Origin of the sequence: Actinomadura sp. 7K507 (genome assembly GCF_004348425.1) — a bacterium.
GTDB lineage: Bacteria > Actinomycetota > Actinomycetes > Streptosporangiales > Streptosporangiaceae > Spirillospora.
Genome location: NZ_SMKK01000231.1, coordinates 1 through 15,109, shown reverse-complemented (window position 1 = coordinate 15,109; position 15,109 = coordinate 1). Strand labels below are relative to the sequence as shown.

14 protein-coding genes are annotated in these 15,109 nt (G+C 73.0%); 7 read left to right on the top strand and 7 right to left on the bottom strand.

Features of this window, described 5'->3' with window-relative positions:
• Nucleotides 1–1,368: AMP-binding protein (locus tag E1285_RS36085; RefSeq protein ID WP_132159077.1), on the bottom strand; the 1,368-nt coding region annotated here is incomplete at its 3' end.
• Complete coding sequence (locus E1285_RS36080) at nt 1,365–2,294, bottom strand: MaoC family dehydratase (protein WP_132159076.1); 930 nt, start codon at nt 2,292–2,294, stop codon at nt 1,365–1,367. The genes E1285_RS36080 and E1285_RS36085, both read right to left, overlap by 4 nt.
• Nucleotides 2,295–2,463: 169 nt before the next feature.
• Here E1285_RS36080 and E1285_RS36075 point away from each other — a divergent pair, with 169 nt between their 5' ends.
• From E1285_RS36075 to E1285_RS36050, 6 genes are all read left to right on the top strand, one after another.
• On the top strand, nt 2,464–3,360 hold the full coding sequence (locus tag E1285_RS36075; RefSeq protein WP_132159075.1) for an acyl-CoA thioesterase domain-containing protein: 897 nt from the start codon (nt 2,464–2,466) through the stop codon (nt 3,358–3,360).
• A gap of 124 nt (nt 3,361–3,484) precedes the next feature.
• Entirely contained in the window at nt 3,485–5,122 is a 1,638-nt protein-coding gene (locus E1285_RS36070; RefSeq protein WP_207947078.1) for an AMP-binding protein, read from the top strand.
• Between the two features lie 9 nt (nt 5,123–5,131).
• The gene (locus E1285_RS36065; protein ID WP_207947077.1) at nt 5,132–5,545 is read left to right on the top strand and encodes a DUF427 domain-containing protein; all 414 of its coding nucleotides are present in this window, start codon (nt 5,132–5,134) and stop codon (nt 5,543–5,545) included.
• Nucleotides 5,546–5,604: 59 nt separating this feature from the next.
• Nucleotides 5,605–6,783 carry an amidohydrolase family protein gene (locus E1285_RS36060; RefSeq protein WP_132159074.1) on the top strand — a complete coding sequence of 393 codons (1,179 nt, stop codon included), beginning with the start codon at nt 5,605–5,607 and terminating at the stop codon, nt 6,781–6,783.
• Nucleotides 6,784–6,806: 23 nt separating this feature from the next.
• A complete protein-coding gene (locus E1285_RS36055; RefSeq protein WP_132159073.1) occupies nt 6,807–7,694 on the top strand; it encodes an LLM class flavin-dependent oxidoreductase in 888 nt (295 codons plus the stop codon).
• A 28-nt stretch (nt 7,695–7,722) separates the two neighbouring features.
• Complete coding sequence (locus E1285_RS36050; protein WP_207947076.1) at nt 7,723–8,532, top strand: PaaI family thioesterase; 810 nt, start codon at nt 7,723–7,725, stop codon at nt 8,530–8,532.
• Here E1285_RS36050 and E1285_RS36045 read toward each other — a convergent pair.
• The 3 genes from E1285_RS36045 to E1285_RS36035 all read right to left on the bottom strand — a co-directional run bounded on the left by E1285_RS36045 (nt 8,525) and on the right by E1285_RS36035 (nt 10,843).
• A complete protein-coding gene (locus tag E1285_RS36045) occupies nt 8,525–9,364 on the bottom strand; it encodes an LLM class F420-dependent oxidoreductase (RefSeq protein WP_132159072.1) in 840 nt (279 codons plus the stop codon). The two genes, E1285_RS36050 and E1285_RS36045, sit on opposite strands and share 8 nt — an antisense overlap.
• Before the next feature lie 70 nt (nt 9,365–9,434).
• Nucleotides 9,435–10,226, bottom strand: a complete 792-nt coding sequence (locus E1285_RS36040; RefSeq protein WP_132159071.1) for an enoyl-CoA hydratase — start codon at nt 10,224–10,226, stop codon at nt 9,435–9,437.
• 176 nt (nt 10,227–10,402) lie between these two features.
• Nucleotides 10,403–10,843, bottom strand: a complete 441-nt coding sequence (locus E1285_RS36035; protein WP_132159070.1) for an SRPBCC family protein — start codon at nt 10,841–10,843, stop codon at nt 10,403–10,405.
• Between the two features lie 107 nt (nt 10,844–10,950).
• Here E1285_RS36035 and E1285_RS36030 point away from each other — a divergent pair, with 107 nt between their 5' ends.
• The gene (locus tag E1285_RS36030) at nt 10,951–12,138 is read left to right on the top strand and encodes a cytochrome P450 (protein ID WP_132159069.1); all 1,188 of its coding nucleotides are present in this window, start codon (nt 10,951–10,953) and stop codon (nt 12,136–12,138) included.
• A 14-nt stretch (nt 12,139–12,152) separates the two neighbouring features.
• Here E1285_RS36030 and E1285_RS36025 read toward each other — a convergent pair whose 3' ends face one another.
• Nucleotides 12,153–13,961 (bottom strand): serine/threonine-protein kinase, encoded by a 1,809-nt coding sequence (locus E1285_RS36025; protein WP_132159068.1) that lies wholly within the window; start codon nt 13,959–13,961, stop codon nt 12,153–12,155.
• Nucleotides 13,962–15,109: WD40 repeat domain-containing protein (locus tag E1285_RS36020; RefSeq protein ID WP_132159067.1), on the bottom strand; the 1,148-nt coding region annotated here is incomplete at its 5' end.

The window sequence follows — 15,109 nt, the reverse complement described above, 5'->3', positions numbered from 1 at the left end:
GGGCACCACGAGCAGCAGGACCTCCTCCTCGCTGTGCTCGCTCGGTACCCCGACGGCCGCCGCGTCGGTGACCAGCGGGTGCGTGTTCGCCTCGGCCTCGACCTCGACCGAGGAGATGTTCTCGCCGCGGCGGCGGATGCTGTCGCGGATGCGGTCGACGAGGAAGAACTCGCCGTCGGGCATCCTGCGGACGGCGTCCCCGGTGTGGAAGTAGGAGTTCCGCCATGCCTCCGCGGTGGCCTCCGGCCGTCCGGCGTAGCCCTGGAACATCGTCCACGGCTCGTGCGGCCGGACGACCAGTTCGCCGATCTGCCCGTCGGGTACGGGGATGTCGTGCTCGTCCACGACCAGGGCGTCGAACCCCGGCCGGACCCAGCCGAGGCCCCCGGCGCCCGACACCCCGTGCGGGGCGGCGAGCGGCGTGGCGGCCTCCGTGCTGCCGTAGCCGGCGCAGTAGGTGATGCCGAACCGCTCGCAGAACGCGTCGGCGTCGGCCGGGACCGGTGCCAGGCAGACCTTGCGCAGGCCGCTCGCCCGGTCCAGCGGACTCGGCGGCTGGGCCTCCAGGAACCGGGCCATGGCGCCGGTCAGGATGGCGAAGGTCGAGCCGCTGTCCGCGATCTCCTGCCAGAAGCCCGACGCGGAGAACCGGGGGCTGATGTAGGCGCGGGCCCCGGCGATGAGGGCGTTGTAGACGCCCCACAGCTGACCGCCCACGTGGAACAGCGGAAGTGACACATGGCTGGTGTCGTTGTGCCCGACCGCCCCGATGTACACCGGGCTGGCGTACCCGTAGGCCTGGGCGTGGGGGAGGAGCACGCCCTTGCTCGGCCCCGTCGTCCCCGACGTGTAGAACATCGCCGCGATGTCCCACGGATGCGCCTCGGCGATGACCGGCTCGCCGGCAGGCAGGCCGAACTCGCCGCGCCCCGTCTCCGCCGGGGTATGGGCGATGACGCGGCCGTCCAGCCGCCCGCCGTCGGCGGCGGCCAGGCGGTCGAGGTAGCGGGCATCGGCGATGGCCGCGACGGCCCCGCTGTCGCGGACGACGTGGTCGAGGAAACCGCCCTCGAACGCGGTGTTGACCGGCACCTCGACGGCGCCGGCGCAGGTCAGCCCCAGCCACGCGAGAACCGCGTCCACGTGGTTGTCCATCATCAGGAGCACGCGGTCGCCGGGCTGGAGGCCGTACGCGCGCAGGGCGCCAGCCAGCGCGGCGGCCTCGTCCAGCAGCGCGCCGTAGCCGAGTTCGGCGCCGGGCCCGGCGAGCGCGGGACGGTCGGGGTGCCGCTCGGCGCGCTCCCGCAGCACGTGCAGGACGGTGCGCTCCGCCAGGGGCGGAAGAGAGCCTTCGAAGGAAGGTTTCACGATGCCTCCCGGCGATCGGAGTCGGTGTGGTCGTCGCCCGTGTGGTCGTCAACGGGGTGGAAGTGGAGTTCGCCGTGCAGCGCGACACGGCCGTCCCCGTTGACGGCCCTCGTGCGCACCGAGCCGCCGCCGGCGGGGGCGAACCCGATGACGAGGCGGTCGTCGTCCGACACTGGTCTCAGGTACGAGACCGCGGCCCCGCGAAGCTCGCCGACGCCGAGCCGCGCGGAGTTCTGCCGGGCCAGCCGGGCGACGAGGCCGAGGGTGACCTCGCCGGGAAGCGCCGGCGCGGCGAGCCCGAGCCTGCGCGATCCGGCCGGATCGATGTGCATCGCGTCCTGCGTCCGCCCGTCGGCCGTCAGCCCGAGGAGGGTGCGGAAGATCGCGGCCTGGTAGGGGCGGACCCTCTCCCGGGCCTCGACCGTCCAGCCGGCGTCCTCGGAGCCGTCTCGTGCGGCGGAGGGCGGCCGCCGGCCGCCCTGGGCTCCCGGGAGGCGGAAGTGCACGTCGAGCGACGAGTTCGCGATCGGCCCGGCGGGGCCGGACGTCTCGACGTCGAGCCTGAGCACGAGCCGGCCGGCGGATCGCTCGGCGACGCCGAGCGCGGCCGACGCGACGGCGTCGCCGCACTCGGCGGGGAGCGGCCGGTGCACGCGGACGCGGTTCGCGCGCGCGAAGGACATGAGCCCCGCGTTCTGCGTGCCCGCCGCGAAGTCGGCGAGGGCGTCGTGCGCGAAGCGGGTGGCGTACGTCGCGAGCGTCCCGAAGCCGGGCGCGGACTCCCAGACGAGGGCCCGGCCGTTGTGCGCGTCGGCGCCGGTCGCGACGGCGTAGGTGATCGTGTCGCGGAGCGACCAGCGCACCGGGTACGTCCGCCGTCCCCAGCCTTCGACGAAGCGCAGGATCTCTGAAACGCCGTCCGGCACGGTACCTCCCTGTCGTCCCCCGCCGCCGGAGGATGCGGTTCGACGAGGACACATGATTTCGACGTCGTTGTCAATGCCTGCCCGGAAGACGTAGATTGCTGGTGTACCGCGGGAACGAACCGGCGCCGCGCACCGGCGGCCCGGCCGGATTCGAACGGGAGTGAGAGCGATGGAGGCTGGAGTGCCGGCCGGTGGGGGCGAAGAGGCCAAGCCCTGGGACCAGGACGAGCTGGTCAGGCTGATGGACGTCCGGCAGGCCGGGCCGGGGCGGTACACGGCCCCCGCCTACGGGCCCGCCGAGCGCAACGTGGTGGAGGCCGGGCAGCTCATCGGGGGCGCCGTCGTCGCGGCGGCCAAGGAGATCCCCGCCCAGCGCGTCACGTCCGCGACGATGATCTTCTCGCGGGCGGCCCGCCACGACGAGGAGATCGGCGTCGAGCTGGACGTCCCGCACCGGGGCCGGACCTACTCCACCGTCCAGGCGCGGGCGGTCCAGGACGGGAAGCTGCGCGCCTCGGGCCTGATCCTGATGGGCGCGGACGCCGAAGACGTGGCCGGCTCGTCCGCGCCGATGCCGGACGTCCCCGGGCCGGGCACGCTGCGCCCGCTCGAACTCCCCGGGATGGTGGTGGCGGGCAGGGAGATCCGCGTCGTCGACGACGCCTACGACTTCGACCCGAGCCGGGTCGGGCCGCCCGAGCTGTTCGTGTGGACCCGGTTCGGCGACGCGCCCCCGGCCGGGTACCTGCACGCAGCGCTGATGACGCAGTCGACGACGCACTGGACGATCGCCGCCGCGCTGCGCCCGCACGCCGGCTACAGCGAGGCGATGGCCCACAAGACGATCTCCACCGGCATATCGAAGATCACGGTCGCCTACCATGCCGACGTCGACGTGACCCGATGGCTGCTCTACTCCAACCGGGTCGTCTACACGGGGCGCGGGACCACCCAGGGCGAGGGGCGTGTCCATGGCGAGGACGGCACGCTGGTCGCGTCCTACTCCGTGCAGGGAATGATCCGGCCGCTCACCGTCAGCTCCCCGGTCTCGGGCACGACGCTGTGAGGGCGCCCCTTCACTCCGCGGTCCCCGGTATTGACCTTGACGTCGAAATATACTTTGATGTGGACCGTCAGCACCGGCGGGCGACGTCCGCCCGCCCAGGATACCGACCACTGAAGGCGACACCGTGACCCGAAGCTCTGCTCTCGAAGCCGGGAGCGTCCGGACGGTTCCCGCCGGGCTCGCCCAGCGCTACCGCGACGAAGGCTGGTGGACCGAGGACTCCCTCGGCTCGATGGTGGCCGCCGGGCTGGGCCGCGCGCCGCGTTCGCGCTTCCACGTGCAGTCCGCGGTGCGCCCCTACGACGGCACCCTCGCCGACGTGGACCGGGCCGCGCGCTCGCTCGCCTGGGCGCTGCGGGTGCGGGGCGTCGGCCCGGGGTCGGTCGTCGTGCTCCAGCTGCCGAACTGGGCCGAGGCCGCCATCGCGTTCTGGGCCGCGACCTACGTCGGGGCTGTCGTCGTGCCCGTGGTGCACTTCTACGGCCCCAAGGAGGTCGGCTACATCCTCGACGTCGCCCGGCCCGACGTGATCATCACCCCGGACCGCTTCGGCCGTACCGATCACCTGGAGCAGTACGGCGAACTGCTGGCCGGACGGGACGCCGAGCCGCTGTGGCTGGTCGTGAGCGACCGCCCGGAGCGGGAGCTGCCGCGGGGCGCGACGCCCTTCGCCCGGATGCTGGACGCCGCCCCGATCCAGGAGCCGGATGCCGTCGACCCCGCCGCTCCGGCGGTCGTTGGCTTCACCTCCGGCACGACGCTCAACCCCAAGGGCGTGGTGCACAGCCACCAGACGATCGGCTGGGAGGCGCGCCAGTGCGACTACTTCTACGGCAAGGGCGGGCCGCCGCAGATCGTGGGTACCCCGGTCGGCCACTTCATGGGGATGATCAACGCGTTCCTGCTGCCGCTGCTGCGGTCGGAGCCGGTGCACCTGATCGACCGGTGGGACCCGGGCGAGGTGCTGCGCATGATGTCCGCGGACGGGCTCGGCGTCGCCGGCGGGCCGCCCTACTTCCTGACCAGCCTGCTCGACCACCCCGGCTTCACCCCCGAGCACCTGGCCCTGATCCCGTACATGGGGCTGGGCGGCTCGACGGTGCCGGAGGCGTTCACCGAGCGCGCGACCGGCGAGGGCATCGCCGTGTACCGGTCGTACGGGAGCACCGAGCACCCGTCGGTCACTGCGAGCCTGCTGGACGACGTCGCCGCCAAGCGGCTGCGCACCGACGGCCGCGCCCTGCCCGGGGCCGAGTTCCGCCTCGATGAGGACGGCGAGATCCTCACGCGCGGCGCGGACTGCTTCATCGGCTACACCGACCCGGAGCTGACCGCCCGCGCGTTCGTCGGCGACGGCTGGTACCGCACCGGCGACATGGGCGCGCTGGACGCCGACGGCTTCCTCACCATCACCGACCGCGTCGCCGACGTCATCATCCGCGGCGGCGAGAACATCAGCGCGCAGGAGATCGAGTCGCTCCTGCTGACCATGGAGCAGGTCGCCGAGGTCAGCGTGGTGGCAGAGCCCGACCCGCGGATGGGCGAGCGCGCCTGCGCGGTGATACGCCCCCACGACACGGCGGGGCCGGTGTCGCTGGACGAGGTGCGGGCCCATCTCACCGAGGCCGGGCTCTCCAGGCAGAAATGGCCGGAGTCGGTGCACCTGGTCACCGACTTCCCGCGCACGCCGACCGGGAAGATCAAGAAGTTCCGGCTGCGGGAGCAGGTGCGCAGCGGCTCGCTGGCGCACGAGCGTGACTGAGGAGGGCCCGTGACTGAGGAGAAGCAGGGAATGGAACCGTCGGGTTACGTCGAACGGCCGGACTACCGCGTGGACGTGCGCCGCAAGCGGAACCTCGTCGAGGTCTCGCACGAGGGCGTCACGCTGGCGGAGACGACGGCCGCGCTCGTCGTCGACGAACAGGACCACGGCATCGTCGTCTACGTGCCGCGGGCGGACGTGCGGACCGAGCGCCTCGCGCCCTCCGACCACACGTCGCGGTGCCCGTTCAAGGGGACGGCGAAGCACTGGCGGCCGCGGGACGGCGCCGACCCGATCGCGTGGGAGTACCCCGAGCCGTACGCCCAGGTCGCCGTCCTGCGCGACCACATCGCCTTCTACCAGGACCGGGCCGTCGTCCGGATCGGCGCCGCCGACCCGGTCACCTCCGCGCCCCGCCACTGAGCGGGTTCCGCTTTTCTCCGGGCTCCGCGTTAATTTTGAATTCCGAAAGGGTGACTTTCATGCCGTCACGTGAGCTGCCGTTTCCGCTTTTCGACGCGGACAACCATCTGTACGAGACCGAGGACGCCTTCACCCGGTACCTGCCGGAGGAGTACCGGGGCGCCATCGAGTACGTGCAGGTCCGGGGACGGACGAAGATCGCGATCCGCGGGCAGATCAGCGACTACATCCCGAACCCGACGTTCGAGAAGGTCGCCCGTCCCGGCGCCCAGGAGGACTACTTCAAGAACGGGAACCCGGAGGGCAGGTCGTACCGGGAGATCGTCGGCAAGCCGATGGAGTCGATCCCGGCGTTCCGCGAGCCGGGGCCGCGGCTCGAGCTGATGGACGAGCAGGGCATCCAGCGCAGCCTGATGTTCCCGACGCTGGCGAGCCTGCTGGAAGAGCGCATGCGGGACGTCCCCGAGCTGACCCACGCCGCGGTCCACGCGCTGAACCGGTGGCTGGACGAGGTCTGGTCCTTCAACTACCGGGACCGCATCTTCACCGCCCCGGTGATCACGCTCGGGATCGTCGAGGAGGCGATCAGGGAGCTGGAGTGGTGCCTGGAGCGCGGCGCGCGCGTGGTGCTGATCCGTCCCGCCCCGGCGTACGGCATCCGCGGCCCCCGCTCGATCGCGCTGCCGGAGTTCGACCCGTTCTGGAAGATGGTCGAGGCGAGCGGCGTGCTGGTGGCGTTCCACTCCTCCGACAGCGGCTACCAGCGCTACACCGCGGACTGGGAGGGCCGGCAGAACGAGTACCTGCCGTTCACGCTGCAGCCCTTCCGCGAGATCGGGCAGTGGCGGGCGATCGAGGACACGGTGGCGTCGCTGATCTGCCACGGCTGCCTGTCCCGCTTCCCGGAGCTGAAGATCGCCACCATCGAGACCGGGGCGTCCTGGGTGCGGCCGCTGCTGGAGAAGCTCGCGGTGACCTACAAGAAGATGCCGCACGGCTTCCAGGAGGAGCCGGTGGAGCAGATGCGGCGGCTGATCCACGTGAGCCCGTTCATCGAGGACGACATGGGCGCGCTGGCCGACCTGATCGGCGCCGACCGGGTGCTGTTCGGCTCGGACTTCCCGCACCCGGAGGGCAAGGCCGACCCGATCAGCTTCGTCGATGACCTCGCCGGCCTCGGCGACGAGGCCAAGGCCAAGATCATGGGCGGCAACCTCTCCCGGCTCATCCCCGTGTGACCGACCCCCGGTGGAGTGATCAGATGACGGATCGAGTCAAGGCCGGCCTCTTCCTGCCGCAGGTCAGGATGGACTTCGCCACCATCGAACGGCGTGTGCGTACGGCCGAGGAGGCCGGTTTCCATTCCGCCTGGTTCGTCGACCACCTCGCGCCTCCCGGGGACCGCCGCCTCGACATGCTCGACGCCTGGACGGTCGCCACGGCGGTGGCCATGCGCACCGAGCGGCTGCGCGTCGGCCATCTCGTGCTGTGCGCGGAGTTCCGCCACCCGGCGGTCCTGGCGAAGATGGCCGCCAGCCTTGACGTGCTCTCCGGGGGGCGCTTCGAACTCGGCCTCGGCTGGGGATCGGTGGCCGAGGAGCTCACCGCCTACGGGTTCGCCGACCCCGGGCCCGCGGCCCGCGCGGCCCGGCTCGCCGAGACCATCGACCTCGTCCGCCTGCTGTGGACCGGCGAGCCGGTCGACTTCGACGGCGCGCACTGGACGCTCCGGGACGCGGTCTGCCGGCCCCGGCCCGTCGCCGGCCGGGTGCCGATCCACATCGGCGGCGCCGGCCCGAAGCTCACGATGCCGCTGGTCGCCGGCCGGGCCGACTGGTGGAACTGCCCGTCGACCGCCGCGGACCGGCTCGCCGAGCTGCGCCCGTCGGCCGGCGAGGCCCGGATCTCGGTCCAGCACCCGATCGGCCTGGCCGCCTCCTCGGCCGCCCGCGGCGAGGTCGTCGAGACCGCCCGGCGCCGCTTCGGCGCGTGGGGCGGCGTCATCGCCGGGACCCCCGACGAGGTCGCCGCCGCGCTGTCGCGCGAACGCGACGCCGGAGCCGAGCTGTTCGTCTGCCAGTTCCACGACTTCGGCACGCCGGAGACGATCCGGCTCTTCGCCGAAGAGGTCCTCCCGGCGCTGGAATGACCCCATCGGATCGAAGGAGCGCGGAGACTTGACCGTCAGCGGCGAACCGCGGGCGCCGAAGTACATGCTGGACGAACTCGGCTTCGGGACCAGGATGGCCGGCGAGGACCTGCACGGTACGGCGGCGGTCACTCCCGCGATGCGCGTGCCCGGCACCCCGCACCTGCGGACGTCCATCCTGGCCGCATGGGCCGACACGCTGACCGGCCTGCTGGCCACCCAGGTCACGATCCCCCGCGTGCCGGTGACCCTGGACCTCGACGTGCAGCTGTACGGTCCGGCTCCCGTGGACGGGACCGTCCAGGGGATCGCCAGGGCCGTCAAGGCCGGCCGCTCGGTCTTCGCCGCGGAGGTCGAGTTCACCTCGTCCGGCGGCGACCCCCTGGCCATCGCGAACGCCTCGTTCATGATGGCGCCGGACGCCCGTCTCCGGCTGCCGCCCGGCTTCAGCGTCGAGCTTCCGGCGTCCCGGGAGCCGCTGGCCGTGCCGTTCGCCGAGCGCGCGGGCTGCGAGCGCCGCGGCCCCGGCGTGGCCGTGCTGCCCAGGAGAGAGGACGGCCTGAACGCCTCGGGCACCGTCAACGGCGGGCTCCTCGCCCTGGCCGCCGAGGAGGCGGCGCTGTCGCTCGCGCAGGGCCGGACCCTGTGCTCGCTCAGCCTGCGCTACCTCCAGCCCGCACGGGTGGGACCCGTCATCGCCACCGCCACCCGGCGCGACGGTCTCGGCCGCGTGGAGCTGCGCGACTCCGGCAACGGCGGCCGGCTCAACTGCATCGCCATGACCAGGACCTTCCCGGGCGAGAGCGCCTGGGAAAGCGCGGCCCGGCCGGTCAGGTGAGGATCTCGGCCGCGAACCGGCGCAGCCCGTCCAGCGCCTCCCGGGAACGGTTCCAGGGCGAGACGATCAGGCGGGTCACCCCGGCGCGGGCATAGGGCTCGACCTCCTCGGGCCGGGTGATCCGCTCGCCGGGCAGGGTGATCTCGATCGGGGCCGTCCGTCCCGCGCGCTCGGCCAGTTCTCCCAGCCGCGCCAGCGAGCGGGGGAGCTCCTCCAGGGGGTGGTTCATCGGCATCCAGCCCGCGCCGACGGTGGCGGCCCGGCGCAGGGCCGCGGCCCCGTCGCCGCCGATGTGCAGGGCCGGACCCGGCCGCTGCACGGGCTTCGGCTCGAAGGCCACGGGACCGAAGGCGAAGTGCTCGCCACGGTGTTCCACCACGGCCTCGTCCCACAGGCGGCGGCACACCGCGATGGCCTCGTCCACCCGCGCCCCGCGGCGGTCGAAGTCCAGCCCCACCGCCTCCCATTCCGACCGCAGCCAGCCGGCCCCCACACCGAAGGCCAGCCGCCCGCCGGACAGGACGTCCACCGTCGCCGCCGCCCGCGCCGTCACGAAGGGGTGCCGCAGCCCGATGTTGTACACGCCGGTGCCGAGCTTGATCCGGGACGTCCGCGCCGCCAGATGGCACAGCACGCCGAACGCGTCGAAGACCGGGACCTCCGGCGGCAGGGGCGGATGGTCCGGCCCCCGGTGCGGGCTCCCCGCCACGTCGATCGGCAGGACCAGGTGCTCGGGGACCCAGACCGACTCGAACCCCAGCCGGTCGGCCTCCTCGGCCACCTCGGCCCACAGCCGGGGACTGACGGCGCCGAGTTGCACTCCGAACTTCATACGCCCCTCGGATCAATATCGAATTCGACGTCGACATTAGTGTATGCCGAGGCGGGCCGGCCGCGGGCGCTCACTGGCTCCTGAGGTTCTTCTTCATCCCTTCGAGCTGCATGAGGACCGGGTAGCCGCTGTCGCTGAGCGCGTTGCCGTGGCCGGTTTCGTGGATGTCGAACACCGACTGGATGGCGGCGTAGAAGCCTTGGACGTCGAGGGTCTGGTTGACGGCGCGTTTGGCCTGGCGGAGTGCGAAGGGGTGCATCTGGGCGATCTGCTCGGCCAGCTCCATGGCGGCGGTGTCGAGGTCGTCGAGGGGGACGACGCGGTTGACCATGCCGATCTTCTCGGCTTCGTCGGCGGTGACGGGGCGGCCGGTGAACAGGATCTCCTTGGCCTTGCGGGGGCCGAGCTCCCAGGTGTGCCCGTGGTACTCGACGCCGCCGATGCCCATGTGCACGACCGGGTCGGAGAACTGCGCGTTGTCGGCGGCGACGATCAGGTCGCACGGCCAGCACAGCATCAGCCCGCCGGCGATGCACTTGCCCTGGACGGCGGCGATGGAGGGCTTGGGGATGTTGCGCCACCGCAGCGTGTACTCCAGGTACCGCCGCGCCTCGATGTTGTAGATGTATTCGAGCGTCAGCTTCTCCGGGGCGGGCCCGCCGCCTTTGAGGTCGTGCCCGGCGGAGAAGTGCTTGCCGTTGCCGCGCAGCACGACGACCCGGACCTCGTCGTCGCGGGCCGCGCGGGTCCAGGCCGCGTCGAGGTCGTCCAGCAGTTCCATGGTCTGGGCGTTGGCGGCCTCGGGGCGGTTCAGCGTGATGACCGCCACCCGGTCCTTGACCTCGTACAGGATATGGCCCATCGGACGCCCCTATTTCTTGACATCGAAATCAGAACCCAATGTTCGGCCAACGATCGGGATTGTGTCAAGGCTGGCCGGGGCGGGACCGAGGCCGGATCGAGGCGGGGCCGGACCGAGGCGGGGCCGGGGCCGAACCGGGGCGGTGCCGGTCGTCGCCGGCGCCGCCCCGCGCCCGGTCATGTGCCGAGTTCGGAGTCCAGTTTCTCCAGTTGCGCGTCGTAGATCCGCTGCAGGCCCTTGGGGGCGAAGGTCCGCTCGAAGAACCCTCCGATGCCGCCCGCTCCGTCCCAGGTGGTCTTGATCTCGACGCGCGAGCCCTCGGCGGCGGGGGCGACCGTCCAGGTGGTGGCCATGGAGGAGTTGGTGTCCTTCTCCACCAGCTGGTCCGTGCCGGAGGTGCTCACGGTGACGAGGCAGTCGCGTACGCGCTTGCTGGTGGCCGCCAGTTTCCAGTGCACCACCGTGCCCTCGCCCTGGCCGCCTTCACGGACTTCGTACTCGCTGTAGTGCTCGGTCAGGATGCGGGACCGCACGCCCGCGTAGTCGCTGAGGGCTTCGAGTACCCGGTCCGGACTCGCCTTCAGGGTTCTTTCGGCGGTGACCACGATTTGTCCCATGCCGCTCATCCTTCCACCACACCCGTGCGTGTACCTCCGGCCGTCGATTTGCGCCGTATGTCGCCCCCTTACAATCGTGCGATCGGTTCCAGGCAGGAGGTCCGTCCGTGAGTCTGCCGCTGGAGTTCCTGTTCGGCCGGGCGTTCAGCGAGGATCCGTACGCCGCCTACGACGAGCTGCGGGCGTCCGGGCCGGTGCACCCGATCGACTTCCCCCGCGGGGCCACCGCCTTCCTGGTGGTCGACCACGAGCACGGCCGCGCGGCACTGAACGACCCCCGCCTGTCCAAGGACAGCGCGCGCAGTTCCGTGCCGGTCGACGGCGAGCTGTTCTTCGGCGGGACGATGCTCGCCATGGACCCGCCCGACCACACCCGGATGCGCGCGCTGGTGGCCAAGGCGTTCACCGGCAGGCGGGTCGAGAGGCTGCGGCCCCGCGTCCGGGAGATCGCCGGCGAACTGCTGGACGGCATCGCGGCACGCGGCGAGGCGGACCTGATCGAGGAGTTCGCCGTCCCGCTGCCGATCCAGGTCATCTGCGAACTGCTCGGCGTACCCGCGTCCGACCGGCCCCGGTTCCGGGAGTGGACGGCCGTGCTGACCGTCCCCGCGCTGACCGCCGAGGCCCGGGAGCGTCGCCGCGAGGCGGCCCGAGCGTTCAACGACTACCTGGTCAAGGTGATCGCCGAGCGCCGGGCCGGTCCCGAGGACGACCTGATCAGCGGCCTGATCACCGCCCGCGACGGGGACGCCGCCCTCACCGAGGCCGAGCTGCTGGGCAGCATCGCGCTCCTGCTCATCGCCGGGCACGAGACCACGGTCAACCTGATCGGCAACGGCGTCCTCGCCCTTCTCCGGGCGCCCGGCCAGGCCGGACTCCTCCGGGAGCGGCCCGAGCTGCTGCCGTCCGCGATCGAGGAACTGCTGCGGTACGACGGCCCGGTGGAACGGGCGAGCCAGCGCATCGCGCTGGAGGACATGGAGATCGCCGGGACCCCGATCCCGAAGGGCGCCTGGGTGCACGTCTCGCTGGGCGCCGCCGACCGCGATCCCGCGGTGTTCGAGGAGCCCGGCCGGCTGGACGTGACCCGCGCCCCCAAACGCCACGTCGCCTTCGGCCACGGCCTCCACTTCTGCCTCGGAGCCCCGCTGGCCCGGCTGGAAGGCCAGATCGCCATCGGAGCCCTGCTGGACCGCTTCCCCGGTCTCGCCCTGGCGGTGCCGACCGCCGACCTGCGCCATCACCGCACCGGTTCGATCGTCCGCGGCCTGGTGTCCCTGCCCGTCCGGGTCTGAACCCGGCCCGCCGGTCAGGCGAAGCGCCGGACGCGGACCGTGCCGTCGCCGGTGGCGCTCGCCAGGGATCGGCCGTCCGGGGAGAACGCCAGCGTGCCCACGTCGTCGGTCTCGTCGGTCAGGGTGGCGATGAGCGCGCCGGTCCGGGTGTTCCACAGCCGGATGGTGTGGTCTTCGAAGTCGCCGCCGCTGGCCAGCATCCCGCCGTCCGGGCTGAAGGCGAGCGCGTCGATGTAGTCGGTGTGCCCTCGCATGGTCCGGAGCGTCCGCCCGCTCCGGACGTCCCAGAGGCGCACGTCCCTCACGAGGGTCCCGGCGAGGACCGTGCCGTCGGGGCTGAACGCCAACGCCCCGGGTGTGCCTTCGCGGAACTCGGTGATGGTGCGGCCGGTCGCGACGTCCCAGACCCAGATGGGGCCCTCGTCGGCCGACTCACCGCCCGCGAGGAGCCTCCCGTCGGGGCTGAAGGTGAGGGTGTGGCCGTCGCCGAAGCTCGGGCCGCTTCTTCGGCCCGTCCGCACGTCCCAGAGGCCGACGCTGTCGCCGTGGTGGACCGCGAGCCTGGAGCCGTCGGCGTTCAGCGCCACCCAGACCGGGCGGTCGGGAACGTCGATGCGGCGGGTCGTCCGGCCGGTGGCCGGGTCCCCGATCGCGACGTGGGTGTCCTGGCAGGCTGCCAGGACCCGCCCGTCGGCGCTGAACGTCCGGACACCGGATTCGGCGAGGACCTCCGGCATGTCGGTGATCCGGTGCTCGCCCGTGGCGAGCTTCCATTGCCAGACGGCCTCGGTCCCGGCGGCCATCAGCACCGCGCCGCCGTCGATGAACGTGAGCGAGTCCAGGGAGAGCGGCTTGCCGACGAGGACCTTCGAGCCGATGGGCGCGGCGGTCGGTCTGAACGCCGGCGCGGAGGGCTCGTCCGGGCGGGAGAGCAGCCACGCGGCCGGGCCGCCGATCGCCGCGGCCGCGGTGGCGGCGGCCGCCCCGGCGATCAGGGCCCGGCGCGGGATCCGGCGCGGGGCCGGTGCGGCCGCGAGGCGGCGGCCGACCTCGGGGAGGCCGGGACGCTGCTCCGGGTCCTTGGCCAGGCACGCCGCGACGAGGTCGCGCAGACCCCCCTCCATGCCGTCGAGCCGGGGCGGTTCGGCGACGATCCGCCGGACGGTCGCGGGGACGCTGTCGGCCTGGAACGGCGCCCGGCCGGTCGCGGCGAAGGCGAGGACGCAGCCGAGCGCGAAGACGTCGGCGGCGGGTCCGGCGCGGTCGGCGCGGATCTGCTCGGGCGCCATGTAGGCGTAGGTGCCGACGACGGAGCCCGTGGCGGTGAGCGTGGTGGCGTCGGCGGCGCGGGCGATGCCGAAGTCGATGATGCGGGGGCCGTCGGGGGACATGATGACGTTGCCGGGCTTCAGGTCGCGGTGGACGAGCTCGCAGGCGTGGATCGCGGCCAGGCCCTCGGCAAGCGCCGCGCCCAGCCTCCGCGCCGCCTCGGGGGTGAGCGGGCCGTCGCGGTCGACCTGGTCGCGCAGGGACGGGCCGGGGACGTAGGCCGTCGCCATCCACGGCTCGGCCGCGTCGGGATCGGCGTCCACGACCTGGGCGGTGTAGAAGCCGCCGACCCTGCGCGCCGCCTCGACCTCGCGGGCGAAGCGGGCCCGGAAATGGGCGTCGGCGGCGTGCTCGGCGCGGATCAGCTTGACCGCCACCTGCCGCCCGCCCGGTGAGGTGCCGAGGAACACCTGGCCCATCCCGCCCTCGCCCAGCCGCCTTTCCAGCCGGTAGGGGCCGACGCTGGGGGGATCCTGCGGTCGCAATGCCTGCATCTACCGGACCTTCCATATCCGCACTGCGTGATCGTCCTGGCCGCCGGCGGCCGCGACCGTCCTGCCGTCCGGGGACAGCGCCAGGGTGTCGAGCAGCGCGGTGTGCCCCGTCAGGACCGCGGTGGTCCGGCGGGAGGCGACGTCCCAGAGGTGGACGTTCCGGTCGAGACCGCAGCTCGCGAGGACGGCGCCGTCCTTGCTGCCCGTCAGCCCCCGGACCTCGTCGAGATGGCCGGTGAGGGAGGCGGTGATCCGGCGGGCGGCGACGTCCCACAGCGCGATCTCGTCGCTCTTGCCGCAGACGGCGATGGAGGCGCCGTCGCGGACGAAGGCCAGCGACAGGGTGTCCTCGGCCGGGCCCCGCAGCAGCGCGGTCCTCCGGCGGGCCGCCACGTCCCAGACCAGCACGGCGCCCTGGCCGCCCCCTTCGCCGTACCCGGTGAGGGCGGCTGCCAGGGTTCTGCCGTCCGGACTGAACTCCACCTTCATGACGGTGTTGGGGATGGGGTCGCCCTGCGGGCTCCGGGTGAGGGGGCCGGTGTCGAGGACGGTGGCGCGCCCGGTCCGGACGTCCCACAGGCGCACGTCGGGGTTCCCGGTGGCGAGCGTCCGGCCGTCCGGGCTGAACGCGACCGTCCAGATCCCGTACCGCTCGGTGCGGAAGGTCTCGGTCCTGCGGCCCGACGAGACGTCCCAGAGCGCGGCGAAGGAGTCGTCGTGCGCGGTGGCCAGCAGCCTCCCGTCCGGGCTGAACGCCACGCCGCGCACGTTCGCGGTGTCCAGGGTCCGCAGCGTGCGGGCCGTGGCGACGTCCCAGATTCGCGGTGCGTCGCTGCCCCCGGTTGCCAGGAGCCTGCCGTCGGGACTGAACGCGACCGCCTCGACCACGCCGGTGTGGCCGGTGAGCGTGGTGCCGGGGCCGAGCTGGGCGGCTCGGGCGGGGGCCGGCGCGTCCCCGCCGCGCCGGGCGGCCGCGAGGGCTCCGGCACCACCGGCACCGCCGGCGGCGGCGACGGCGACCGCGCCGAGCAGCACGGCACGGCGCGGTATGCGGCGCCTGTTCGTGACGTCCGGCGCGTCCCCCGCCTCGGTGGTCGCGATCAGCGTCCCGGGAGGCGCCGTGGACGCCTCGCCGGAGGGGGACGGGG

Bases quoted from the DNA above. Each gene is read 5' to 3' on its own strand.
- E1285_RS36075 (WP_132159075.1), top strand. From the start codon at position 2,464: ATGGAGGCTGGAGTGCCGGCCGGTGGGGGCGAAGAGGCCAAGCCCTGG.
- E1285_RS36060 (WP_132159074.1), top strand. From the start codon at position 5,605: ATGCCGTCACGTGAGCTGCCGTTTCCGCTTTTCGACGCGGACAACCAT.
- E1285_RS36055 (WP_132159073.1), top strand. From the start codon at position 6,807: ATGACGGATCGAGTCAAGGCCGGCCTCTTCCTGCCGCAGGTCAGGATG.
- E1285_RS36045 (WP_132159072.1), bottom strand. From the start codon at position 9,364: ATGAAGTTCGGAGTGCAACTCGGCGCCGTCAGTCCCCGGCTGTGGGCC.
- E1285_RS36040 (WP_132159071.1), bottom strand. From the start codon at position 10,226: ATGGGCCATATCCTGTACGAGGTCAAGGACCGGGTGGCGGTCATCACG.
- E1285_RS36035 (WP_132159070.1), bottom strand. From the start codon at position 10,843: ATGGGACAAATCGTGGTCACCGCCGAAAGAACCCTGAAGGCGAGTCCG.
- E1285_RS36025 (WP_132159068.1), bottom strand. From the start codon at position 13,961: ATGCAGGCATTGCGACCGCAGGATCCCCCCAGCGTCGGCCCCTACCGG.